Annotated in this window: 16 protein-coding genes; 4 read left to right on the top strand and 12 right to left on the bottom strand. The window is 50.0% G+C overall.

Going from position 1 to position 22,681, the window contains the following annotated elements:
• Window position 1: 1 nt before the first annotated feature.
• From AR333_RS06480 to AR333_RS06470, 3 genes are all read right to left on the bottom strand, one after another.
• Complete coding sequence (locus tag AR333_RS06480; RefSeq protein WP_068774462.1) at window positions 2-1,261, bottom strand: efflux RND transporter periplasmic adaptor subunit; 1,260 nt, start codon at window positions 1,259-1,261, stop codon at window positions 2-4.
• 41 nt (window positions 1,262-1,302) lie between these two features.
• The gene (locus AR333_RS06475) at window positions 1,303-4,401 is read right to left on the bottom strand and encodes an efflux RND transporter permease subunit (protein ID WP_068774461.1); all 3,099 of its coding nucleotides are present in this window, start codon (window positions 4,399-4,401) and stop codon (window positions 1,303-1,305) included.
• A gap of 257 nt (window positions 4,402-4,658) precedes the next feature.
• The gene (locus AR333_RS06470; RefSeq protein ID WP_068774460.1) at window positions 4,659-6,794 is read right to left on the bottom strand and encodes a hypothetical protein; all 2,136 of its coding nucleotides are present in this window, start codon (window positions 6,792-6,794) and stop codon (window positions 4,659-4,661) included.
• 262 nt (window positions 6,795-7,056) lie between these two features.
• Between AR333_RS06470 and AR333_RS06465 the strand changes: the two genes are divergently transcribed.
• Both AR333_RS06465 and AR333_RS06460 read left to right on the top strand, forming a co-directional pair.
• Window positions 7,057-8,436 (top strand): dipeptidase, encoded by a 1,380-nt coding sequence (locus AR333_RS06465; RefSeq protein WP_068774459.1) that lies wholly within the window; start codon window positions 7,057-7,059, stop codon window positions 8,434-8,436.
• Between the two features lie 87 nt (window positions 8,437-8,523).
• On the top strand, window positions 8,524-9,030 hold the full coding sequence (locus AR333_RS06460) for a GNAT family N-acetyltransferase (RefSeq protein WP_068774458.1): 507 nt from the start codon (window positions 8,524-8,526) through the stop codon (window positions 9,028-9,030).
• A 124-nt stretch (window positions 9,031-9,154) separates the two neighbouring features.
• On the opposite strand, the gene pyrE is transcribed toward AR333_RS06460, so the two are convergent.
• From pyrE to pyrR, 7 genes are all read right to left on the bottom strand, one after another.
• Window positions 9,155-9,799, bottom strand: coding sequence for an orotate phosphoribosyltransferase (pyrE, locus tag AR333_RS06455; RefSeq protein WP_068774457.1), 645 nt, complete (start codon window positions 9,797-9,799; stop codon window positions 9,155-9,157).
• 66 nt (window positions 9,800-9,865) lie between these two features.
• Window positions 9,866-10,606 carry an orotidine-5'-phosphate decarboxylase gene (gene pyrF, locus AR333_RS06450; protein WP_068774456.1) on the bottom strand — a complete coding sequence of 247 codons (741 nt, stop codon included), beginning with the start codon at window positions 10,604-10,606 and terminating at the stop codon, window positions 9,866-9,868.
• Between the two features lie 128 nt (window positions 10,607-10,734).
• On the bottom strand, window positions 10,735-13,944 hold the full coding sequence (gene carB, locus AR333_RS06445; RefSeq protein ID WP_068774455.1) for a carbamoyl-phosphate synthase large subunit: 3,210 nt from the start codon (window positions 13,942-13,944) through the stop codon (window positions 10,735-10,737).
• The gene (gene carA / locus AR333_RS06440; RefSeq protein ID WP_068774454.1) at window positions 13,931-15,109 is read right to left on the bottom strand and encodes a glutamine-hydrolyzing carbamoyl-phosphate synthase small subunit; all 1,179 of its coding nucleotides are present in this window, start codon (window positions 15,107-15,109) and stop codon (window positions 13,931-13,933) included. Before carA ends, carB begins: the two co-directional genes overlap by 14 nt.
• A 43-nt stretch (window positions 15,110-15,152) precedes the next feature.
• Complete coding sequence (locus AR333_RS06435) at window positions 15,153-16,445, bottom strand: dihydroorotase (protein WP_068774453.1); 1,293 nt, start codon at window positions 16,443-16,445, stop codon at window positions 15,153-15,155.
• A gap of 53 nt (window positions 16,446-16,498) precedes the next feature.
• Window positions 16,499-17,407 (bottom strand): aspartate carbamoyltransferase catalytic subunit, encoded by a 909-nt coding sequence (locus AR333_RS06430; protein WP_068774452.1) that lies wholly within the window; start codon window positions 17,405-17,407, stop codon window positions 16,499-16,501.
• A complete protein-coding gene (pyrR, locus tag AR333_RS06425) occupies window positions 17,404-17,955 on the bottom strand; it encodes a bifunctional pyr operon transcriptional regulator/uracil phosphoribosyltransferase PyrR (RefSeq protein WP_068774451.1) in 552 nt (183 codons plus the stop codon). Before pyrR ends, AR333_RS06430 begins: the two co-directional genes overlap by 4 nt.
• A gap of 432 nt (window positions 17,956-18,387) precedes the next feature.
• Here pyrR and dapD point away from each other — a divergent pair, with 432 nt between their 5' ends.
• Window positions 18,388-19,098 carry a 2,3,4,5-tetrahydropyridine-2,6-dicarboxylate N-acetyltransferase gene (gene dapD / locus AR333_RS06420; RefSeq protein WP_068774450.1) on the top strand — a complete coding sequence of 237 codons (711 nt, stop codon included), beginning with the start codon at window positions 18,388-18,390 and terminating at the stop codon, window positions 19,096-19,098.
• A gap of 133 nt (window positions 19,099-19,231) precedes the next feature.
• Window positions 19,232-20,389, top strand: a complete 1,158-nt coding sequence (locus tag AR333_RS06415; RefSeq protein WP_068774449.1) for an N-acetyldiaminopimelate deacetylase — start codon at window positions 19,232-19,234, stop codon at window positions 20,387-20,389.
• A gap of 136 nt (window positions 20,390-20,525) precedes the next feature.
• Here the strand turns inward: AR333_RS06415 and AR333_RS06410 are convergent, their stop codons facing one another.
• Window positions 20,526-21,683 carry an aminotransferase A gene (locus tag AR333_RS06410; RefSeq protein WP_068774448.1) on the bottom strand — a complete coding sequence of 386 codons (1,158 nt, stop codon included), beginning with the start codon at window positions 21,681-21,683 and terminating at the stop codon, window positions 20,526-20,528.
• Window positions 21,684-21,736: 53 nt separating this feature from the next.
• Complete coding sequence (locus tag AR333_RS06405) at window positions 21,737-22,657, bottom strand: RluA family pseudouridine synthase (RefSeq protein ID WP_253735790.1); 921 nt, start codon at window positions 22,655-22,657, stop codon at window positions 21,737-21,739.
• Window positions 22,658-22,681 lie beyond the last annotated feature (24 nt).

The raw sequence follows: 22,681 nt of genomic DNA, 5'->3' as shown, positions 1-22,681 counted from the left end.
GTTAGTTTCCTGCCGTCACTTTTTCCTTGTCTTTTAGCTGATGCTGACCGGAAATAACAAGAAGATCATTTTCAGCAACACCCGAGATGACTTCCTGCATCGTTTCATTTAAACGGCCAAGCTGAACTTTCCGCTTCTCTACAATATCCCCTTGCAGGACGAAGACAAATGATTCACTGCCTTCTCTAACAATGCTCAGTGTCGGAACGGCAACAACAATTTGCTCTGCCTCATCCGTCAGCAGAATCTGGACTTTCTGCCCAGGCTTCAGCTTATGCTCGGCATTCCCGACTTCTAGTTCGAGGGTGTAAGCTTTTGTCTGTGAATCCATAACATCGGACAAGTAACTTACGGGAGCCTTCATCTGTCCCTCAACACCGGGAACATAGAAATTCAACTCTTTTTTGCCGCGGATGAGCTTTACCGTTTCTTCCGTCAAGTCGGCGGTAATTCGGATCGGATTCATTTGTTGGATTTGTCCGGCTTTCGTGCCCTGTGCCAGCGTCATTCCCGCTTCCACTCCCAAATCGGTGAGAATACCGCTGATCGGCGCTTTTACTTCCGTATTACTTAATTCGCGCTCTGCTTTACGTACAGTAAGATCGGAAGTCTCTAACTGAACTTGCAAGGAGGCCAGTGCGTCGGTGTTATCAAGAGTCGTACGCGCCTGTTTCATGCTGCTGAGATCAAGTTTCAGCCCATCTATCTGAGTCTGAGCTTTGTCGAGTTCAACCTTGGTTATCAGACCTTCATCGTAATCATTCCGGAGTTTGTTAAAGCTTTTCTCCGCATCTTTGATGCCTTGTTCCGCTTTGGTAATATTGTTATCGACCTCTGTTTTCTTGTTCGCCAGTTCATCTTTAGCCTGTTTCATTTGCGCTTGAATATTTTTAATGCCAAGCTGGCCCTGCTGCTTTTGCATTTGAAGATCAGTCGCGTCGATACGGAATAAAACTTCACCTTTATTTACGCTATCGCCCTTCTTCTTATAAACCTGCAGGATATCGCCACTCGTTTTGGCCACAACGTCCATTTGAATGGACGAGATGACATTGGCAACCTGCTCCAAAGGCTCGGAAATTTTTTCCTTGGTTACTTTAACGGTTTTGACCGTCTTAATTTGAGATTCCTGACCTTGCTTCTGATCCTGTGGACCAGCTAGCGGTTTATCGGAACATCCGGCCGCAATTGCAGCAGTTAAAGCAGCAATTACAGCCAATTTCGTACTTCTTTGGACCAATGTGACTAGGGGACGTTTCATCGGTTTATCTCCTCTTCTCTATACTTTAAGTTGTACAGATCTTACGTTATAGCATCTGTAGCTGCATTCTTATTCGATTTACGGTGTACCATTTTGGATGTTCTGCTTTTGATAGATTCGATCATTTCATAGACAATAGGAACCACGACAAGCGTCAGGATCGTCGAAGTTACGAGACCTCCGATTACCACGACCGCGAGACCTTTCGAAATAATCGTTCCTTGGGACAGACCCAGTGCAAGCGGCATCAGCGCAAAAACCGTTGCGCCCGCTGTCATAATAATCGGACGAAGACGCGACATCCCTGCCTCAAGCAGTGAATCCCTAACATTAACGCCCTGCTCACGCAGCTGCTGAACCCGATCGATAAGAACAATGGCGTTCGTTACAACAATACCGATGAGCATCAAGAAGCCGATCAAAGAAGTGATATTCAGTGATTCTCCTGTTACCAGAAGTCCGAACAGACCACCAATCACCGCAAGCGGAAGGGAGAATAGAATCGCAAACGGGGCACTGGCATTCCCAAAGGCAAGCACCATCACAAGATAGACGATAAAGATAGAGGCTCCCATCGCAATAAACATATCCATAAACCCGGAAGCAATGTCATCGGACACACCCGCCACTTCACGGCTTATCCCGGCAGGCAGCTTCAGAGCATCTAACGCTTCAGCCACGCGGCCGCTTACGCCCCCTTTGTCACTGCCATCGATTTTGGCGCTTACTTTGAGCGTCTGCATCTGGTTCTCGCGTGTGATCGAAGTCGGGGCTTCGATCTCGGTTACTTTTGCAATTTCATTCAATTGAACCATTTGCCCGGTAGGAGTTTTGAACAAAAACTGTCCAATCTTAGCTACCGAATTTTTATGAATCGGATCCAGCTCTACGTTCGTTTTATAGGTGACATTATCAAATTTGATATCCCCGAGCTTGGAGACACCGATCCAGGAATTCACCATTTCAAGCACCTGGGCGGAGCTCAGGCCGTAAAGACGGGCTTTGTTCTGATCCACCGTCACTTCTATTTCATTCTTAGACTCACTCAAATTATCTTTGATTTCCTTAAGTTCTGGAAATTCCTTCATCTTGCTCTTGACCATTTCGGCGGCCTGCTTCAGGTACACGATATCGTCGCCTTTAAGAGCATAAGAGAAATCGGTGCCGCTTCCTCCTGCACTCATCGCAAGAAGCTGCGCTTCTACCTCGGAGCCCTTTGGAAGCTCATACAAGATTTTCTGCTTATACTCTTCAAGCACCTGCTTCGCATCGCTGTTCGCATTCGTTTCAGTAAACATAAGTGTCCGGTAAGGCACTACATCGTTACTCATGTTGTAACCTACCATTGATTCGTTGTATGTAAATAATGGGTCTCCGGCCGGATCCTTCGCATTTCTCATCATTTCTTCGATTTGCTTGGACTTGGCGTCCATCGTATCGAAAGATGTTTCATTCGGCATACGGATTTGGATAAGCATTTGGCGGGCCGCCTGATCCTCTGGCATAAAGGCTACACCCAGTCTTGGAGTAATCAGGATAAGAGAAGCCGCAAACAGCAAACCGCAAAAAATTAAAGTCTTAATGCGGTTATTTAACGACCAAGCCAGGGCACGTCTATACCCTTGAGTAATTCTGCCCTCATGGTTCTCCTCGTGACTGCCTAGTTTTTTGCTCTTGAGGACCATTAATTTAGCAAGCATCGGAATAACGGTTAGCGCCACCAGGAGCGATGAAAGAAGCGCTACAACGAGTGTGAGAGCAAACGGACGGAAAATTTCTCCGATTATTCCGCTGACGAGAGCAATGGGACCAAAAACGCCTACTGTCGTCAGAGTAGAGGATGTAATTGCTCCTGCAACCTGTGCCGTTGCCATCTTGATCACGGATTCGCCGCGTTCTTCCGCTTTTTGCAGCTGGCTGTAAATATTCTCAATGACCACGATACTATCGTCCACAACCCGGCCGACTGCAATCGCCATACCGCCGAGGGTCATAATGTTCAGTGAGATATCAAGCGGCACCATCATTAACAGAGTAATAAGAATTGATAATGGAATCGAGACCAAAACAATCAGGGTCATCCGAATATTTCTAAGGAAGAGCAAGATCATGATAGAAGCAAGCAGTGCGCCCATCCCGCCCTCTTGCACCATGCCATGAATGGATTTTTTGATATCATCTGCAGTATTGTAAATGGATTTGAATTTAACGCCGGGCAGGGTTTGTTCCCACTTTGCCATCATGGCGTCCGCTTCATCCGCAAAGTTAACTGCGTTAGCCGTTTTAGTTTTGAACAATTGAACACCGATCGCAGGTTTACCATCAAGCCGTGCGACAAACTCGGATTCACTGATTGCTTCAATTTTGCCGAGGTCTTTCAACTGCACCACATCGCCGCGTGGTGTAGTGAGGGTCAAATTATCGAGGTTGTAAATAGTATCTAGTTTACCGGTTACACGCACCATCTGCGTATTGCCGCTAAATTCAACGCTCCCCGCGGGACTGGAAGTCAGTGCGGCCCTAATGTGGTTCGAGACATCCGAAGGCGTCATACCGTAGCTGTCAATCGTGTTCTGATTCAGCTTAATGGAAAGCGCGGCCTCCTGATTGCCGACCGAATCTACATGGTCGATTCCCTTAAGGGAGTTAAAGCCTGGTAAAATCGTATCTTTGTAAATTTTATCGAGTTCTGTCTGATTCATCCCTTCATTTCCGTACACCGATAAATAATAAACCGGCGCGGATGAAAATCCCTCCGTCAGCACTTGAGGCTTCTCGGACTGCTGCGGAAGCTTGACATTGGAAATTAGCGCTTCCAAATCTTGTTTGGCATCCTTAGGCTTAATATCCTGCTCCAGTTCAATAAGTATCTGGGAGAAATTATCACTGGAAGTAGATGTTAAATTCTTGATCCCTTCAAAGCTGGCAACGGCTTTTTCAAGCGGTTCCGTGACTTGTTCGAGCACATCTTTGGGAGGGGCAGTGTATTGGGTAGAGATCATAACAATCGGAAACGAAATATCCGGCATGCTCTCCACTTTTAATTTACTAGTTGCATAAATCCCCCCCGCGAAAATCAGCAGCATGATAATAAACAAGGCTGCTACGTTTTTCATTGAAAAACTGGTTAATTTGTTCATCGACTCTACTCCTCCGCACCCGTATAACAACCTCTCTAAATCTGGAAGCTTTACCCATACATTATCATTTTAAAACGTAAAGCTTAAAAAAATATAAACTGCATGTTTTTTATGTAGATGCATGCCTATATTTTGACGCTGCAGCAGCGACATTCCCTTCAGACAGTACGTGAATAAATGGAAAAAGTTCCATCCTAGAATGGAACTTTTTCTCATATTATCTTTTTTTTGCATTTTACTGTCTTTCTTTGAGTCTATCAATCTGAAAAGACAAACCAATCCAAACTTTGCCGTGCAATCATCTTGCGCTGTCCTTGAAATTCATGATATACACTTAAATGAAATTTCTCAAGAAATCTCTGTTTGTAAATCAAGTCGGCATCCTGGACACGGATTTCAAACTGTTCTTTTGAACCAATTCTCAGTTCGGCTTCCGTTACCTGTTCCGCCGTCTGACCTTCTCTAGGCTCCCAGTTTTTAAGGTCATAGGATTTCTCAAACGATTTCTTGCCGTTGAAATCTTCAAAGACAAGCACTAATTTGTGGCCGTCAGGAGAAGACTCCGTCAGCAGCTTTTTACGGATATTATAATCGAACTTAAGACTAAGAACGTCCGTATTAATGGATGTATTAATGCGGCTAAACGATACGATATAAGGAAATAAATCAAGATCCTTAAGCTTATCTTTCACGTCATTCTTTTCTTTAGGCAGCGCAAAAGTCATAGGTTTTACATACGCATCCGGTTTGGCCGCTTGTTGAGCACCCGTTTGTTTGACGGTTCCTTCTGTAAGAGTCACTGCATCTCCGAGCAGAAGATGAACGTTCTCCATATCGACACCCTCTGGAATGGTTGTCCACACATTCGCTCTTGCTTTACCGTTAGGCGCGATTGATTTCTTGATTTCCGATACGGTTGCAGGATAAACTTTGCCGTCTTTCAGTTGAAAATGAGCGACAAGTCCTGTAAGAGGTGTAAATCTTTTTTCCAAATTCTCAATATCTAGTTCGGCAGAAACGATATTGCCGCTAAGTCCCGCATATGTATGAATCTCGGATACGGTATAACTGGCTTTGCGGCCGGTATCTTCTCGCTTGTACGTAGAGCCTAAACCGATAAATGGCAGCTTCTGCAACTCCGATTTGGCTGTCAGTTCCAGCAAATCGTTCATTTGCGTCTCACTTTCTTTCTCCTGCAGCACAAGTTTCACTTCTTTGTATTCATAGGTATAAGGGATTTTGCCCAGTATCTCAACCGCAAGCACAGCCCCCGGATCAATACCGATTACTTTGTCAGTACGAACGATTTTGGCTTCTACTCTGACAGCATTGTCCAGCAGGAAGTAAGCCGTCATATCCGGAATCGGCAGTGACTGCTCCCCTTGGTTAGACAACCTCAGGTTAGCGGTCAGAATATCCTGATCCTCCCATGGGAGGCGGTAAATGCCGCTCAAGTTAGCGGTATACAGACCGGATTTGTTCATAAACTGCGTCTCACGCCCGGCTTCTCCGCCTGTCGTCTCACTTGGAGCCGGCAACTGCTGAGCGGCAAGGAGTGTATTGAATTTTAATTCCGGATGTATCTGCGTCAATACAAGCTCCCACCCCTTTTCGCCTGCTTTAAGCGGGATCGTCCCTGTGAGCTGAATATCCTTGGAGTCCTTGGGACTGATTGTGAGGTCCTTGGCTTTCTTAGCTTCCAGCGGATATAAAAGCCCTTCCGGGGTTCTTAGCGAATACTGGATATCCGGCAATACGACAGCCGAGCCGCCTGTATTTTCCAGTCTGAGAGTGATCGCCGGCAAATAATACTTCTCATTCTTGCCGTTTGTAAATTTCTGAGTAGACAGCTTCAACTCGCTGCTGCCCGTCTGGAAGCTTGCCGATTCCCCTTTAGGGGTAACACCTGTGTAAGAAGCCGGTATGGAGACCTGGCCCAGCACTTTTTCAAAATTTGCCTGACTGGAATCCCATTTAATAATTTGTAGTTGCAGATCCTGAAGTTTGAGACCGCTGCCGACTTTGGCATAATACGTAATTTCTTCGTTTGAATGAGCGCCTACCTGCTTGACGACTTTATCCTGGGGCATCATCCTGACCGAGTATGCATTGCCTGACTTGCCTTTAAGACGGAACCAGTAATCCACCAGAGATAAATCTGAATTCCCTTTGTTATGTATGTTCACGGTAAACGTGACGATGTTGCCGCTCGGGTCAGGCAGCATCTGAATTTTCTTAAGCTCAAAAGAAGAACCGCCGTTCACGGATACGGCTCCGATAGCCGGTTCACTTGCTGCTTGTACGGAGCGGGGTAGCATACTCATAGCAGTCCCCGTGCTAAGGGTTAATAGGAGAGCCATAGCGGTTGCCCGTGCGGCCATTTTGTTGCGCATTGCTTTCACCTCTCTAGGAACGTTTGTTTGAACTTGAGTACGGATTGAAAAATGAAATCTTTTCCATAAAGACTCACTAAATAAGACGAATGAAGCGGCGGGAAGTTTCTCCGATGGAATGAAATTTATCAAATTGTTGGCTGTGGACTGTAAACGGTCATTTCTCACAAGTCTCACACGAAAGCTTGCAGGATTTTAATCAGGAATGGGGAAATTATCAAGAAGTGTTTTTTTAACCTGTTGTTAAAAAGGAGCTCATTACATGACAAAAACCGAACAATATGCGGCACAGCATAGAGAGCGTCACTTAGAAGAACTAAAGGAACTGCTGCGCATCCCGAGCATAAGTACGCTCTCTGAACATAAAGGAGATGTAACCCGATGCGCCCAGTGGCTCTCGGAAGCTTTAACTGATTCGGGACTGGAGCATGCGGAAGTCATGCAGACAGCCGGCCATCCTATCGTATATGCAGACTGGCTTCATGCCCCCGGTAAACCCACCCTGCTGATCTACGGCCACTATGACGTACAACCGGCTGACCCCCTGGAACAATGGGATTCACCACCTTTTGAGCCTGAGATCAGGGACGGAAAAATCTATGCCAGAGGAGCCACAGACGATAAAGCACAGCTCTGGATCCATGTAAAAGCGGCTGAGACGATACTGAAAACAGCAGGGACTCTCCCCCTTAATCTTAAGTTTATTCTGGAAGGCGAAGAAGAAATCACCAGTCCTTCTCTAGCTCCTTTCATTCAACAGCATGCCGATAAATTAAAGGCGGATGCCGTTATAATTTCCGACACTCCTATGCTGGAAAAAGGAAAACCCGCGCTCATTTACGGTCTTCGCGGAGTTGCCGGTGTAGAAATCAGTGTCCAGGCAGCCAAAAATGACTTACATTCCGGTCTGTATGGCGGCGGTGTTCCGAATGCGGTGCACGCGCTGGTATCTCTTCTCGGTTCGCTTCATGATGAGAAAGGGCGTGTCGCGGTAGAAGGATTCTATGACCGCATCGTAACCCTCACAGAGAAGGAACGGGAAGAGCTCGGACGAGTCGGACAGAATGAAGAGAAGATCCGCAAAGATTTGGAACTTAGCGAGCTCTACGGGGAAGAAGGTTACACCTTCACAGAACGAACGACCGCCAGGCCGACCTTGGAAATTACCGGCATTACAGGCGGCTTTGCCGGCGAAGGCATCAAGCCGATTGTTCCAGCGCAGGCAAAGGCCAAAATCGCCTGCCGGCTGGTTGCAGATCAGCGGCCCGAAGAAATTATGGAGCTGATCGAGAAGCATGTAGCCGCTCATACCCCTCCAGGTGTTAAAGCGTCTGTAACGAGGATTCTGCAAGGGAACCCGTTCTTGACTCCCACCGATCACCCTATCATGGTCGCTGCATCAGATGCACTCAAACTAGCCTATGGAGAGCAAACGGCTTTAACACGCGGAGGCGGCTCTATTCCGATTGTCGATGTTTTCGAACGGTTGTTGAAAGCACCCGTTGTTATGATGGGATTCGGACTTCCGGATGAAAATCTTCATGCGCCTAACGAGCATTTTGACTTGGATAACTTCGACAAAGGACTTCAGACGGTCACTCTATTCTGGGATAAACTCGCGGCTTCTGAGAAGTTATGCTAAGTTAGAGCAGATCATCTTAATAGAACAGACATACTGCGGAGCCTGCAGGAGCAGCCGCGGTGCATTTGAAATGACGGAGGAGACACAATGCAGCAGGACACATACAAGTTAAGGGACGCTATCATGGAGGATCTTCCCACGATCGTGCACATCTACAATTCCACCATCCCAGGAAGAATGGTGACAGCGGATCTTGAGCCTGTGACCGTGCAAAGCCGTGAAAACTGGTTTGCCGAGCACAATCCAAAGACTCGCCCCATCTGGGTGCTGGAAAAAGACGGGAAGGTTTGGGGATGGCTGAGCTTCCAATCCTTTTATGGCCGCCCGGCCTATAACGGCACCGCCGAAGTAAGCATATACCTGGACGAAGCTTGCCGCGGACTCGGACTCGGACCCCATCTGCTAGAGAAAGCAATCGCGGCATGTCCGGAGCTTGGAATTAAAACGCTGCTTGGATTTATTTTCGGCCACAATGCACACAGCTTAACCCTGTTTGACCGTTACGGCTTCAGCAAGTGGGCGGAACTGCCGCGAATCGCGGAGCTGGACGGAATAGAACGCGATTTGATCATTATGGGCAAACGCGTAGGCTAATTACAGACAAAGACCTTACCGCACTTGATACGGTAAGGTCTTTTTTGGTGTTAGCTTTATCTCATCAAGGATCAGTTTTCTTCGTTCTTGACTCTTAACTCAATTCCATATGCTGTAGCAGGTATTATGCCTGTCCGAATGAAGAAGGGTCTTTACGCCATGCCTGCAGCTTTTCCAAATCTTCTGACGCGATCGCTCCCTGCTCCACAGCCACTTCTAAAAGCGCATCATAGTTCGACAGGGTATCCAGCGGCATGCCGGCTTCCGAGAAAGCCGCTTTGCCGCGATCCAGTCCGTACGTGAAGATAGCCAGCACACCCAGTGCCTGCCCTCCTGCTTCATTAACCGCTTGAGCCGCTTTAAGGGAGCTTCCGCCCGTGGAAATCAAATCCTCAATGACGATAACCTTCTGACCCGGTTTCAGCGCACCCTCAATAAGATTCTGCTTCCCGTGGCCTTTAGCCTTGTCACGTATATAAATCATCGGCAGACCCAGCTTTTGAGCTACCCATGCTGCATGAGGAATACCTGCCGTTGCTGTCCCTGCAACGATCTCCGCTTCCGGATACTCTGCACGGATCTTAGCTGCAAAGCCTTCTGCAATCGCATCGCGAATTTCCGGATAGGACATTGTAAGACGATTGTCACAATAGATCGGTGATTTGATACCGGACGTCCATGTAAAAGGTTCGTTCGGACGCAGAGCAATAGCTCCGATGCTCAGAAGACCTGCCGCGATTTGGCGTTCTTTAGAAGTTTCAACTGTCATACTTGAATCACTCCGTCTCTTATATTATAAATGCAGTTCACCCATTCACTCGTTTACCCGCTCTGTTTAACGCTGCGTAACCGAGTCTATAATCCGCTCTATCGCTTCACGCGGATCGGCCGCTCCAGTAATCGGTCGGCCGATTACTACATAATCTGTCCCGGCAGCGAATGCTTCCGGCGGGGTCATTACCCGTGACTGATCGCCCAGGTCTGCGCCTGCAGGCCTGATTCCGGGTGTCACCGTGACGAATTCTTTGCCGCAAGCGGCTTTGACGGCAGCCACTTCAAGAGGGGATGCCACAACGCCTTGCAGTCCGGCCCTGCGGGCGAGCTGGGCATAGCGGACAACCGTATTTTCTACCGGACCCGAGATGCCGATTTCATCGTTCAGCACCGCTTGGCTGGTACTGGTCAGCTGAGTAACCGCGATGACTTGCGGCCGCAGGGCAGAAGAACCGCTTATCGCCTTGTCGACGCCTTCCAGCGCGTACTCCATCATGTGAACGCCGCCAGCCGCATGGACATTAAACATATCCACTCCTAAGCGAGTTACACTTTCCGAACCGCCTTTTACGGTATTCGGGATATCATGCATTTTGACGTCCAGGAAAATACGATATCCCCGCTGCTTCAGGCCCGTGATAAAGTCAGGACCCGCCGCATAGAAAAGCTGCATGCCCACCTTCATCCAACATGGGATCCCTTCAAGCTGCTTGATCAGCATCTCTGCCTTCCCGGCATCGGGGTAGTCTAATGCTACCATAATCCGTGCCGCGGCTTCCTCTCTCACTTCTGCCTGGTCCATTCACTGCCGCCCCCATTCGCTTCCTTAGTCTGCATTTTGTCCATAAGGAGGGGATGTCACGCGGCCTCCCCGTTATAGAACGGGCAAGCTGGGCGTACATCCCCCTGATTTGGTTTATATCCGTGTGCTTATGCGTGTACCGGCATAGCGCGGGAAGAGAAGTTAATCGCTTCGAGCATATGAAGCAGTGCTCGAACCGTATCCAGCGAAGTCATACAAACGACGCCATTCTCTACCGCTTCGCGGCGAATACGGAATCCGTCGCGCTGAGGTGTCTTACCCTTCGTCAATGTGTTGACGACGAAGTGCGCTTCCCCGCTGCGGATCAGATCCAGAATATTCGGCGAGCCTTCGCTCAGCTTGTTAACGGTTGTAACCGGAACACCTGCTTCTTCAAGTACTTTTGCAGTTCCGCCTGTGGCAATAATCTTGTAGCCGAGTCTTTGGAAACCTCCAAAGATCTCAACAGCCTCTTCTTTATCCTTATCGGCTACTGTCGCAATAATCGCCCCGGCTGCCGGAATTTTCATTCCCGCGCCGATCAAACCTTTGTACAGCGCCTTAGCAAAGTTCACATCGCGGCCCATAACTTCACCCGTAGACTTCATCTCAGGTCCCAGGGTTGTATCTACGCGGCGCAGCTTCGCAAAGGAGAATACCGGCACTTTAACCGATACAAAGTCATCTTCGGGCCATAGGCCGCTCTTGTATCCAAGCTCTGTCAGCTTTTGACCCATAATAACGCGGGTTGCCACATTCGCCATCGGAATATTAGTCACTTTGCTCAAGAAAGGAACCGTACGCGAGGAGCGCGGATTCACTTCAATCACGTACACCTGATCGTTATGGATGACGAACTGGATGTTGACGAGACCGACTACCTGAAGTTCCAGACCAATCTTAGTTGTAATGTCGATGATTTGACTCTTGATCTCATCGGAGAGCGACTGAGGCGGATATACCGCAATGGAGTCGCCGGAATGGACCCCCGCGCGCTCAACATGTTCCATGATTCCGGGAATAACTACCGTTTCCTTATCACAGATTGCATCCACTTCTACTTCCTTGCCAAGCATGTAGCGGTCAATCAGAACCGGATGCTCCGGATTGATTTTGACTGCATATTCCATGTAGCTGAGAAGTTCATCATCGGAGTACACGATTTCCATTGCGCGTCCACCCAGTACATAAGAAGGACGAACCAGAACCGGGTATCCGAATTGGGAAGCTACCCCGACAGCCTGATCCACTGAGGTTACCGTGCCGCCCGGAGGTTGAGCCACATCAAGCTTACGCAGCAGCGCTTCGAATTTCTTACGGTCTTCTGCCTGGTCAATACTTTCCAGGTCGCTGCCAAGGATGCGTACGCCGGCTTTGGCAAGCGGAGCTGCCAGGTTGATGGCGGTCTGACCGCCGAACTGTACGATGACACCGATTGGCTTCTCGCGTTCGATTACGTTCATGACATCCTCGAAGAACAGCGGTTCGAAGTAAAGACGGTCGGATGTATTGAAGTCTGTCGAGACAGTTTCCGGATTGTTATTGATGATGACCGCTTCATAACCGGCTGCCTGGATAGCCCAGACTGCGTGAACCGTGGAGTAATCGAACTCAATGCCTTGTCCGATACGGATCGGACCGGAACCGAGGACAACAACCTTCTCTTTGGAGGTCTCCAGAACTTCGTCTTCTACCTCATAAGTCGAGTAGTAATAAGGCGTTGTTGCTTCGAACTCAGCCGCGCACGTATCAACCATTTTGTATACGGGCTTAATGTTTTGCGCCAGGCGATGCGTACGGATCTCAGCTTCGTTCGTGAAGGTCTGACAACCCGCGATTGTACGAATCTCCGCAATTGCGCGATCCGTAAAGCCCATCCGCTTAGCGTCATACAGAACTTCCAGATCCAGTTCGCTGGCCGCAATTTCCTGCTCGTAGCGGATCATTCCGTCCAGTTTGTGCAGGAACCACCAGTCGATTTTAGTCAGCTCCTGGAGTTGTTCGATGGTGTATCCACGTCGGATGGCTTCTGCCAGCAGGAAGAGACGCTCATCATCCGGCTTCTGCAGACGCTGCTCCAGGGTCTCCTTGTCGAGCAGATCCGTTTCTTTCAGGAAGAGACGGTGTACTCCGATCTCTAGAGAGCGGATTGCTTTATGAATGGACTCTTCGAACGTACGTCCGATCGCCATAACTTCTCCCGTTGCTTTCATCTGCGTTCCGAGCTTGCGGTTCGCCGAGATGAATTTGTCAAACGGCCAGCGGGGAATCTTCGATACGATATAATCGAGCGTTGGCTCGAAGCAAGCGTAAGTCTGTCCCGTAACCGGGTTGATGAGTTCGTCCAGTGTATAGCCGATCGCGATCTTAGCGGCCATCTTGGCAATCGGGTATCCGGTTGCTTTGGAAGCCAGCGCCGAAGAGCGGCTGACACGCGGGTTAACTTCAATCACATAGTATTGGAAACTGAACGGATCCAGCGCAAACTGCACGTTGCAGCCGCCCTCGATATTCAGCGCACGAATAATTTTGAGCGAAGCGGAGCGGAGCATCTGGTACTCGCGGTCTGAAAGCGTCTGGCTAGGAGCCACGACGATACTGTCTCCTGTATGAACCCCTACCGGGTCGAAGTTTTCCATATTGCAGACTACGATACAGTTGTCGTTTGCGTCACGCATAACTTCGTATTCGACTTCTTTCATACCTGCAATGCTTTTCTCGACGAGACACTGGGAAATTGGACTGTAGCGGATACCTGAAGCTACCGTTTCAACCAGTTCCTCTTCGTTATGACAGATTCCGCCGCCTGTACCGCCCAGTGTATAAGCTGGACGTACGATGATCGGGTAGCCAATCTCATTTGCAAAATCAACGGCTTCCGGCACAGTCGTAACGATAACACTGTCGGGAACAGGCTGCTCGAGCTCACGCATCAGATCACGGAACAAGTCGCGGTCTTCTGCTTTCTCAATGGCAGTCAGCTGCGTTCCGAGCAGTTTCACGTTCTCCTGCTCCAGCACACCTGCACGGGCAAGCTCTACTGCCATGTTAAGTCCAGTTTGTCCGCCTAGTGTCGGCAAAAGTCCATCTGGGCGTTCCTGGCGGATGATTTGAGTCACGAATTCGAGTGTGATCGGCTCGATATAGACTTTATCAGCCATGTTCGTATCTGTCATAATTGTAGCCGGGTTACTGTTGATCAGGACAACTTCCATGCCTTCTTCTTTGAGTGCTTGGCAAGCTTGTGTACCGGCGTAGTCAAACTCCGCCGCCTGGCCGATTACGATCGGACCGGATCCGATCACCAGAATTTTTTTGAGCTTCTCATTTTTGGGCATAGTGAAGTTCTCCTTTCGTGCTGCTGTCTGACTGCTCGGCTTTCCATGCGGCAAGCATTTGCGCCTGGCGTGGAGCCTGCGGATTATCTGTTTGGTGATTGCGGATCATTTCCAGGAAATCATCGAACAAGTAGCTGGAATCAAAAGGTCCTGGGGCTGCTTCCGGATGATATTGAACCGAGAAAGCCGGGTATTTATTATGTTTGAGTCCTTCGATCGTACGATCGTTGTTGTTGATATGTGTAACCGTCAGCTCCGTGCCGGCGATAGAATCTTCTTTAACTGAGTAGCCATGGTTCTGCGAAGTGATGTAACAGCGGCCGGAAATGAGATCTTTGACCGGATGGTTGCCTCCGCGATGACCGAACTTAAGTTTCTCGGTATCCGCGCCGCTTGCAAGTGCAAACAGCTGGTGGCCCAGACAAATTCCGAAGAGCGGCACTTGGCCCATCAGCTGGCGGACCGTTTCTACTGCATGCGGTACATCTTTGGGGTCCCCGGGACCGTTGGACAGCAGGACACCGTCCGGTGCCAGCCGCATAATCTGCTCGGCCGTTGTATCTTGAGGCACAACGACGACGTCACAGCCGCGTTTGGACAAATCGCGGACGATACCGCTCTTAGCTCCATAGTCTACAAGAACCACACGCTCGCGGTTGCCCGGCGCGCTGAACACAGTCGGCGTAGATACTGTCGAAACCTGAGTGCACATCAGAGGCGTGGCTTGCAGCTGCTCTTTCAGTTCTTCGATGGACAGATCCCCCGTCGTCAGAATGCCCTTCATCACGCCGTGATGACGGATTTTACGGGTCAGCATCCGGGTATCGATGTCGCTGATTCCGATAATGCCGTATTCCTTCAGCAGGTTGCCCAGCGTATATTGTGCGCGCCAGTTGCTCGGCGCCTCTTCATGACGGCGTACCACAAAGCCGTGCACGAAGGGTTTCACCGATTCAAAGTCATCCCGGGAAATACCGTAGTTACCGATGAGCGGATATGTCATCGTTACGATTTGCCCGCAGTACGACGGGTCGGACAGTACCTCCTGGTAACCTGTGATTCCTGTGTTGAACACGACTTCTCCTACTGAATTCCCTTCAGCACCGAACGATTTTCCTGTAAAAAGCGTACCGTCTTCCAGCAGCAGTCTTGCTTTTGCCTTCATGCCCCTCAGCTCCTTCTCTATATCTTCAAAGTTGTCTGTTTTTCTATTCGCTTGATTCCGTCCATGCTACCGACCCAGCAACCATTGTCAGCACCGGCCAGCCTTTCAGCTTCCATCCTGTAAAAGGCGTATTGCGGCTCTTCGATAAGAATTCAGCCGGATCCACTTCTTTTTCCTTCTCCAGATCGATAAGGGTCAGATCCGCTTCACTGCCGATCTCAAGCTGGCCCCATGGCAGGCCGAACACATCAGCCGGCACCGAAGTCATGCGCTCGATCAGGAAGCTAAGCGACCACTTGCCTGTTGCCACGAATTTAGTGTAAAGCAGCGGGAAAGCTGTTTCGAAGCCTACAATTCCAAATGGTGCCAGCTGCATTCCCTTGGCTTTCTCTTCGTCACTGTGAGGAGCATGGTCCGTTACGATCATGTCGATCGTGCCGTCCTCCAAAGCTTCGATGACGGCCTCGACATCGCGCTTGGAACGAAGCGGCGGGTTCATTTTCCAGTTCGAATCCATTCCCGGAATATCTTCTTCTGAAAGCAGCAGATGATGCGGACAAACCTCAGCGGTAACTTTAACACCGATCTGTTTACCAAGGCGGATCAATCTTACGGATTGCTCCGTACTCACATGACACACATGGTAATGCACCCCGGTCGCTTCTGCGAGAAGGATGTCGCGCCCGACGTGAATCGCCTCCGACTCGTTCGGGATGCCCTTCAAGCCATGCTTGTCGGCGAAGGTGCCTTCCGATACGGGAGCGCCTTTCACCATCGTATCATCCTCGCAGTGCGCGACGATCGGCATTCCAAGAGCCGCTGCGCGCGCCATAGCATCCTTCATCATCTGGGCGCTCTGGACCCCGACACCGTCATCGGTGAAGGCTACCACGCCTGCCTCTTTAAGACCTTCGAAGTCAGTCAGTTCCCGGCCCAGCTGGTTCTTGCTGATGCAGCCGTAAGGCAGCACTCTTACTCCATTGCCTTCCGTTTCAGCTTTGCCCTGGATGAATTTAACCGTATCGACCGTATCGATGACCGGCTTCGTATTCGGCATGCAAGCGATTGTCGTGTACCCGCCGCGTGCAGCCGAGCGAGTGCCGCTTGCAATGGTTTCTTTATGCTCAAAGCCCGGCTCCCGCAAGTGAACATGCATATCGATAAACCCGGGGGATACCAGCTTGCCTGCCGCTTCAATCACTTCATGACCGGCAGTATCCGGCGTTTCTTGCCCGTCCAGCCGCTGTGCGATTTTCCCGTTCTCTATAAAAAGATGCTTGACCGCTTCTTGGCCGGAAGCATCCAGCGTTGTGCCGTTTAGAATCCAAATTCCCATGCTGCGTACCCTCTCCTCTTAACTGTGTTTAGCAATCGCTGTGAGAATCTGTCTTAACTTAATGTCCGTTCAATAACCGCCATCCGGATCGGAACACCGTTATGAATTTGCGTAAAAATTTTGGAGCGGTGATGCTCAACCAGCTCATCGTCCAGTTCTACATTCCGGTTAACGGGAGCCGGGTGCATGATGATCGCGTGCGGAGCCATCTGCTCCAGCCGCCGGGTTGTCAAGCCGTATTGTTCCCGGTACTCTTCAGCGGAAGCGATCATGCCTTTGTCATGCCGTTCCAGCTGCACTCTCAGCATCATGACAACGTCTGATTTCAGTGCTTCCTGCATGGAAACGTAGGGAGCGTAAGCCGCCAGTTCAGGCGCCTGCATATTCGCCGGTGCGCAGAGTTTAACGGTAGCGCCCATCTCCCGAAGCGCCCAGAGGTTCGAGCGGGCTACCCGGCTGTGCAGGATATCTCCGACGATCGATACCGTAAGCCCGCGGATTTCACCGAAGTGGCTGCGCATGGTGTACAGATCCAGCAGCGCCTGGGTAGGATGCTCATTGTTGCCGTCTCCGGCGTTAATGAGCGGGACCCGGATTTTCTCAGCCAGCTCCGCAAGCAGACCGACCGGCTTTAGCCGGATGACTCCGGCATCAATGCCCATAGATTCAAGCGTGCGGACGGTATCGTAAATCGATTCGCCTTTCTGTACGCTTGATTCTGCCGCGGAGAAATTCAGGACGTTGGCGCCTAGCCTTTTCTCTGCCATTTCGAATGAAAAGCGCGTTCGCGTGCTGTTCTCGAAAAAAAGGTTAGAGACGAATTTGCCTTTAAGCCGATCCGTTACTTTCTCCGGATGGTTCTCCCAAAAGTCTGCCCGGTCAAGAATATCCTTGATCTCTGAAGAACTAACACCTTTAAGTCCAAGAAAATGTCTGGATGTTGTGCTCTTTACCGTGCTCACGCCTCATTCCCCCTCTGTTGTATGATAACCACCTGGTCAGCGTCATCAACTTCTGTTAAATGAACTCCGATTTTCTCAAGCTTCGAAGTCGGCACGTTCTTCCCCACATAGTCAGGCCGGATCGGCAGTTCTCTGTGGCCCCGGTCGACCAGCACTGCGAGCTGAATCATTTCAGGCCGTCCCAAATCGATCAGCGCGTCGAGGGCGGCTCTTACTGTCCGGCCGGTAAAAAGAACATCGTCGACCAAGATGACTTTCTTGTTCTGAATGTCCAGCTTGCCCCCTCCGGGCACGTTATCGACGGACTTCACTTTCACCCGGTCATCCCGGTAGGAAGTAATATCGATTTCCCCTACGGGCACGGGAACTCCTTCAATCTCCTTAATCCGCTCGGCAACCCGTTGAGCCAGGTAGATGCCGCGGGTCCGGATACCAATCAGAATGCAATTTCCGACCCCTTTGTTCTTTTCCAGAATCTCATGTGCGATTCGTGTCAGCGCTCGGCGCACTGCCATCTCATCCAGCAGTACGTGCATGTGTTCACTCATGTCGACTGCCTCCTTATGTCGGGTACGCGTATCTTGTATTTCGGCCATAAAAAAACCTCCCTGGACCATAGGCAGGAAGGTTTTCGCATGCGCAGAAACAGACGTGTAGCTAAGATCCGGGAGAAAGTGCAGCTGCTCGCTGCATGTTCGGCTTTCCCTCAGGAACCGCTTCTGCATAATCGTTGACCTTGCCAGCCTCTCTGGACTGATTTTAAAGGTACCCTATTCACTTGTAGCCCATTATCCCACTTTCGACAAAAGAAGTCAATCGTTATTTCCAACGTTTTTTCCAGGTATACCGCCTGTTTATGAGGAATGAAAGAACCTTAGGCGCAGTTAATGTCGCTTTTTCTAGACAATGCTATCGCGCAACCCCTCTTCTTCTGCTATTATAGTAAAGATATAAGTTACTATGCAGGAGGAGTGGAACAGATGACTCAAATGAATACAGAAGAAATCATCCAGTTCATTAAGAACAGCCAAAAGAAAACCCCGGTGAAAGTATACGTAAAAGGAAACCTAGAAGCGATTGAATTCGGCTCCGAAATCCAATCATTTGTATCCGGTAAAAGCGGTGTGCTTTTCGGAGAGTGGACTGACATTCAAAAAGTTCTTGAAGCAAACAAAGCGGACATTGAGGACTTCGTTGTTGAATCCGACCGCCGCAATTCGGCTATCCCTCTTCTAGACCTGAAAGGAATCAATGCCCGTATCGAGCCTGGTTCCATTATCCGCGACAAAGTATCCATCGGGAATAACGCCGTTATTATGATGGGCGCAGTGATCAACATCGGTGCTTCCATTGGTGAAGGCACGATGATCGATATGAACGCCATTCTCGGCGGACGCGCACAAATCGGCAACATGTGTCACATCGGCGCAGGTGCAGTCGTTGCAGGTGTAATCGAGCCCCCATCCGCACAGCCATGTGTAGTAGAAGACGATGTACTGGTAGGCGCTAATGCCGTTATCCTGGAAGGTGTACGCATTGGACAAGGTTCCGTAGTAGCTGCAGGCGCTGTCGTGGTTGAAGACGTGCCTGAATTTACTGTAGTAGCAGGTACCCCTGCCCGCGTTATCAAACGTGTGGACGACAAAACGAAATCCAAAACCGAAATTCTTAAAGAACTTCGCGAGCTGTAAGATCCGCTGCCCTTTTTATAGAAGGGTTTGCGCAGATACACATCCCGGCCCTGCGCTGCATGCGCGGGGCTTTTTCCACACTTGAACCTTACTTTCATACTTGCAGATCAGCAGAAAGGCAGGAGATGCTAACGTGACCAGCCCTTATGTAGAGTTAAGACGCCAATTGCACCGGATTCCGGAGCCCGGATTTCAAGAGTTCAAGACCCAGCGCCTGCTGCTCGATTATTTAGAGACTCTCCCCCAGGAGAACATGGAAATACAAACATGGCGGACCGGTATTCTTGTCTATATAAAAGGAACAAACCCGGTCAAACGATACGGCTACCGGGCAGACATGGACGGACTTCCGATTCCCGAAGAAACCGGCTATAACTTCCAGTCCGAGCATCCCGGCTATATGCACGCCTGCGGCCACGATCTTCATATGGCGATCGGAGCCGGTATAGTTACGCAGTTTGCCAAGACGCCGATGAAGGACGATCTCGTCGTGCTGTTCCAGCCTGCGGAGGAAGGCCCCGGCGGGGCACTGCCTATGCTGGCAGCTCAAGAACTGGCCGACTGGATGCCGGATCAGATCGTGGCACTTCATATTGCCCCGGAGTATCCCGTCGGCGTCATCGCAACCCGGCCTGGCATCCTGTTCGCCAATACCTCCGAGCTATTCATCGATCTTGCCGGCAAAGGCGGACATGCAGCCTATCCGCATAAAGCGAACGATATGATCGTAGCCGCTTCTCAGATGGTTTCCCAGCTCCATTCCATCGTAGCGCGCAATATCAATCCGCTGGATTCCGCAGTGTTGACGATCGGCAAAATGGAAGCAGGAACGAAACAGAACATCATTGCGGAAAAAGCGCGGCTTGAAGGAACAATCCGTACTCTTTCCGCGGAAGCTATGCAGCTTATCAAATCAAGAATTGAAGCGGTTGCCCGCGGGATTGAAGCTTCTTACGAATGCCAAATTACGATTGATTACGGATCGAATTACTTGCAGGTGTACAACCAAGAGGAACTGACTCGTGAATTTATGGAATGGTTAATCGGCGAGACCGATTCAGGCGTTCAGCTAGTGGAATGTACGGAAGCCATGACTGGAGAGGACTACGGTTATTTTCTCGAGAAAATACCTGGCTTCATGTTCTGGCTTGGTGCCGAAACCCCCTATGGTCTGCACCATGCAAAAATTGAGCCGGATGAACGGGCAATCGGTTTAGCCATTGATACCGTCAGCCGTTACTTCCGCTGGAAATCGGGTTCATCGGATGAACCGCCTGCGGGCAATCGTTAGCAGCCATGCTGCAACAAATAACCCCTTGAATAATCCCAGGGCATTGAAGGCCGCAGCGGATTATTCCAAGGGGTTATTTCATTTATAAATTTTGAAGACAGACCCAAGCTTCCGCAAACATCTCTTACGTGCCGGTTTAATCCAGCTTGCGAATAAAGGCTTGAAGACGATCCAGCGCTCCATCTATTACTTCTAAGGAATAAGCGTAAGACAGTCGGATATGCCCCTCGCCCAGCGGCGAGAAGGCATCGCCCGGCACAACCGCCACGCGTTGTTCTTCAAGAAGTCTATAGGCGAATTCTTCCGAAGTCAGACCGAATCGCTCAATCGACGGAAACAAATAGAATGCCCCTTGAGGCTTAACCGCCTGAATCCCCATCTCTTGAAGTCTCGCGTAAGTATGCTGGAGGCGCTCGGCATATGAAACTCTCATAGGCAGCGCATCGTCACGGCCCGCAGTCAGAGCTTCAATCGCCGCGTATTGGCTGACCGAGCTCGCGCAGGTCACATTGTACTGATGAACTTTCAACATATGCTGAGATAAGTATGCGGGAGCAAACGTATATCCGATACGCCAGCCAGTCATCGAATGTGACTTAGACAACCCGTTTATGACAATCGTTTTTTCCTTCATACCCGGAATGGCTGCGATCGATGAGTGATTCGTCCCGTACACCAGTTCGCTGTAGATCTCATCCGAAATGATAAAAAGCTCTCGGTCTTGGAGAAGTGCGGCAAGACCGCTCAATTCTTCTGCCGTTAAAATTTGCCCCGTCGGATTGCTCGGATAGCCCAGAATGACGCAGCGGGTCCGTTCGGTCAAATATGGCTCCAATACGTCCGCGGTCAGTTTGAACTCATGCGGCCTTGTATCCACGTATACGGGTATTCCGCCGCAGAGCTTGATCAGCGGCTCATACCCCGGATAAATAGGACCAGGCAGAATCACTTCAGCTCCGGGAGTCAATATCGTCCGCAGAGTAATATCCAGTGCTTCGCTGGCTCCGTTGGTCACGATAACTTCAGTGACAGGATCGTAAGACAGTCCGTATCGGGTGCCGACAAAATCGGCTGCCGCTTGCCTAAGCTCAAGCACTCCGGCGTTAGGCGTATACAAGGTCTTGCCTTCCTGAAGAGCACGCTGCCCGGCTTCTACAATATGCAGCGGTGTCGGAAAATCAGGCTGTCCGATCGTGAGCGCGAGTGCATCCGGGATGGAAGCCACTTTGTTAGCGATTTTACGTATGCCGGATATTTGAATGTCTTTGACTTTCGGGTTAATCAACGATTCCATGACGATCGTTTCCCCTCCCCATGCAGTGTTCTCACTTCTAAAATTAAAACAGTTTAGACGTTCTTCAGCCGATGAAGCAAATCCATCATATCTTCTGGTATCGGCGCCTCGAATTCCAGCCTCTCGCCTGACTTCGGATGAGTAAACCCGAGTACTTGCGCGTGCAGAGCCTGCCCGTCCATCGTCATTCCTTTGCTGCGTCCGTAAGCAGGATCGCCAACAAGCGGATGTCCGATGAATTTCATATGGACGCGGATCTGATGAGTACGGCCGGTTTCAAGCTTGAGCTCTACCAGCGTGTAACCGTCAAAACGCTCCAACACTACAAAATGGGTCACGGCACGCTTGCTGTTCTTCTCCGTAACGGTGTAGAGCTTGCGGTCACTGGCATCTCTTCCGATCGGAGCGTCAATCGTCCCGTGATCATGGTGAAGAACTCCATGGACAATCGCAATATATTTGCGTGTAACCGAATGTTCTTTGAGCTGCGCGGCCAAGTGACTGTGGGCCTGATCGTTTTTAGCCGCCATAAGAAGGCCTGAGGTGTCTTTGTCGATGCGGTGCACGATTCCCGGTCTTTGCACGCCGTTAATGCCCGAGAGGTCCTTGCAGTGATACAGCAGCGCATTGACCAGCGTCCCGCTGTAATGTCCCGGAGCCGGATGAACGACGAGTCCCCGCGGCTTGTTCACGACAATCACATCGGAATCCTCATAGACTATTTCCAGAGGAATGGCTTCGGGAGTCAGCTCCATAGGCGTCGGGTCCGGGATGCTCAGCACAATCGTCTGGCCCTCGGCCAGCTTATAATTAGGCTTCACACTGCGTCCGTCAACCCGGGCATGTCCGTCCTTGATCCACTGTTGAATTTGTGTCCGGGATACCTGATCCATCAAATCGGACAGGAACTTATCGATCCGTTCCCCTGATTGTACCTCCTCAACTACCCACTCGGCTGCCTCTGATTCATCCATTTCGTTTAGATTGTTCTTTTCGTA

It is taken from the genome of Paenibacillus sp. FJAT-26967 (assembly GCF_001541095.1).
In the GTDB taxonomy this organism is placed as follows: domain Bacteria; phylum Bacillota; class Bacilli; order Paenibacillales; family NBRC-103111; genus Paenibacillus_F.
The sequence above is the reverse complement of the archived record's forward strand: the minus strand, read 5'-3'. Positions and strand labels throughout refer to the sequence as shown.

What these genes read in the sequence shown, in the direction of transcription:
- AR333_RS06480 (WP_068774462.1), bottom strand. Translation starts at nt 1,261, where the DNA reads ATGAAACGTCCCCTAGTCACATTGGTCCAAAGAAGTACGAAATTGGCT.
- AR333_RS06475 (WP_068774461.1), bottom strand. Translation starts at nt 4,401, where the DNA reads ATGAACAAATTAACCAGTTTTTCAATGAAAAACGTAGCAGCCTTGTTT.
- AR333_RS06470 (WP_068774460.1), bottom strand. Translation starts at nt 6,794, where the DNA reads ATGCGCAACAAAATGGCCGCACGGGCAACCGCTATGGCTCTCCTATTA.
- AR333_RS06465 (WP_068774459.1), top strand. Translation starts at nt 7,057, where the DNA reads ATGACAAAAACCGAACAATATGCGGCACAGCATAGAGAGCGTCACTTA.
- AR333_RS06460 (WP_068774458.1), top strand. Translation starts at nt 8,524, where the DNA reads ATGCAGCAGGACACATACAAGTTAAGGGACGCTATCATGGAGGATCTT.
- pyrE (WP_068774457.1), bottom strand. Translation starts at nt 9,799, where the DNA reads ATGACAGTTGAAACTTCTAAAGAACGCCAAATCGCGGCAGGTCTTCTG.
- pyrF (WP_068774456.1), bottom strand. Translation starts at nt 10,606, where the DNA reads ATGGACCAGGCAGAAGTGAGAGAGGAAGCCGCGGCACGGATTATGGTA.
- carB (WP_068774455.1), bottom strand. Translation starts at nt 13,944, where the DNA reads ATGCCCAAAAATGAGAAGCTCAAAAAAATTCTGGTGATCGGATCCGGT.
- carA (WP_068774454.1), bottom strand. Translation starts at nt 15,109, where the DNA reads ATGAAGGCAAAAGCAAGACTGCTGCTGGAAGACGGTACGCTTTTTACA.
- AR333_RS06435 (WP_068774453.1), bottom strand. Translation starts at nt 16,445, where the DNA reads ATGGGAATTTGGATTCTAAACGGCACAACGCTGGATGCTTCCGGCCAA.
- pyrR (WP_068774451.1), bottom strand. Translation starts at nt 17,955, where the DNA reads ATGAGTGAACACATGCACGTACTGCTGGATGAGATGGCAGTGCGCCGA.
- dapD (WP_068774450.1), top strand. Translation starts at nt 18,388, where the DNA reads ATGACTCAAATGAATACAGAAGAAATCATCCAGTTCATTAAGAACAGC.
- AR333_RS06410 (WP_068774448.1), bottom strand. Translation starts at nt 21,683, where the DNA reads ATGGAATCGTTGATTAACCCGAAAGTCAAAGACATTCAAATATCCGGC.
- AR333_RS06405 (WP_253735790.1), bottom strand. Translation starts at nt 22,657, where the DNA reads ATGGATGAATCAGAGGCAGCCGAGTGGGTAGTTGAGGAGGTACAATCA.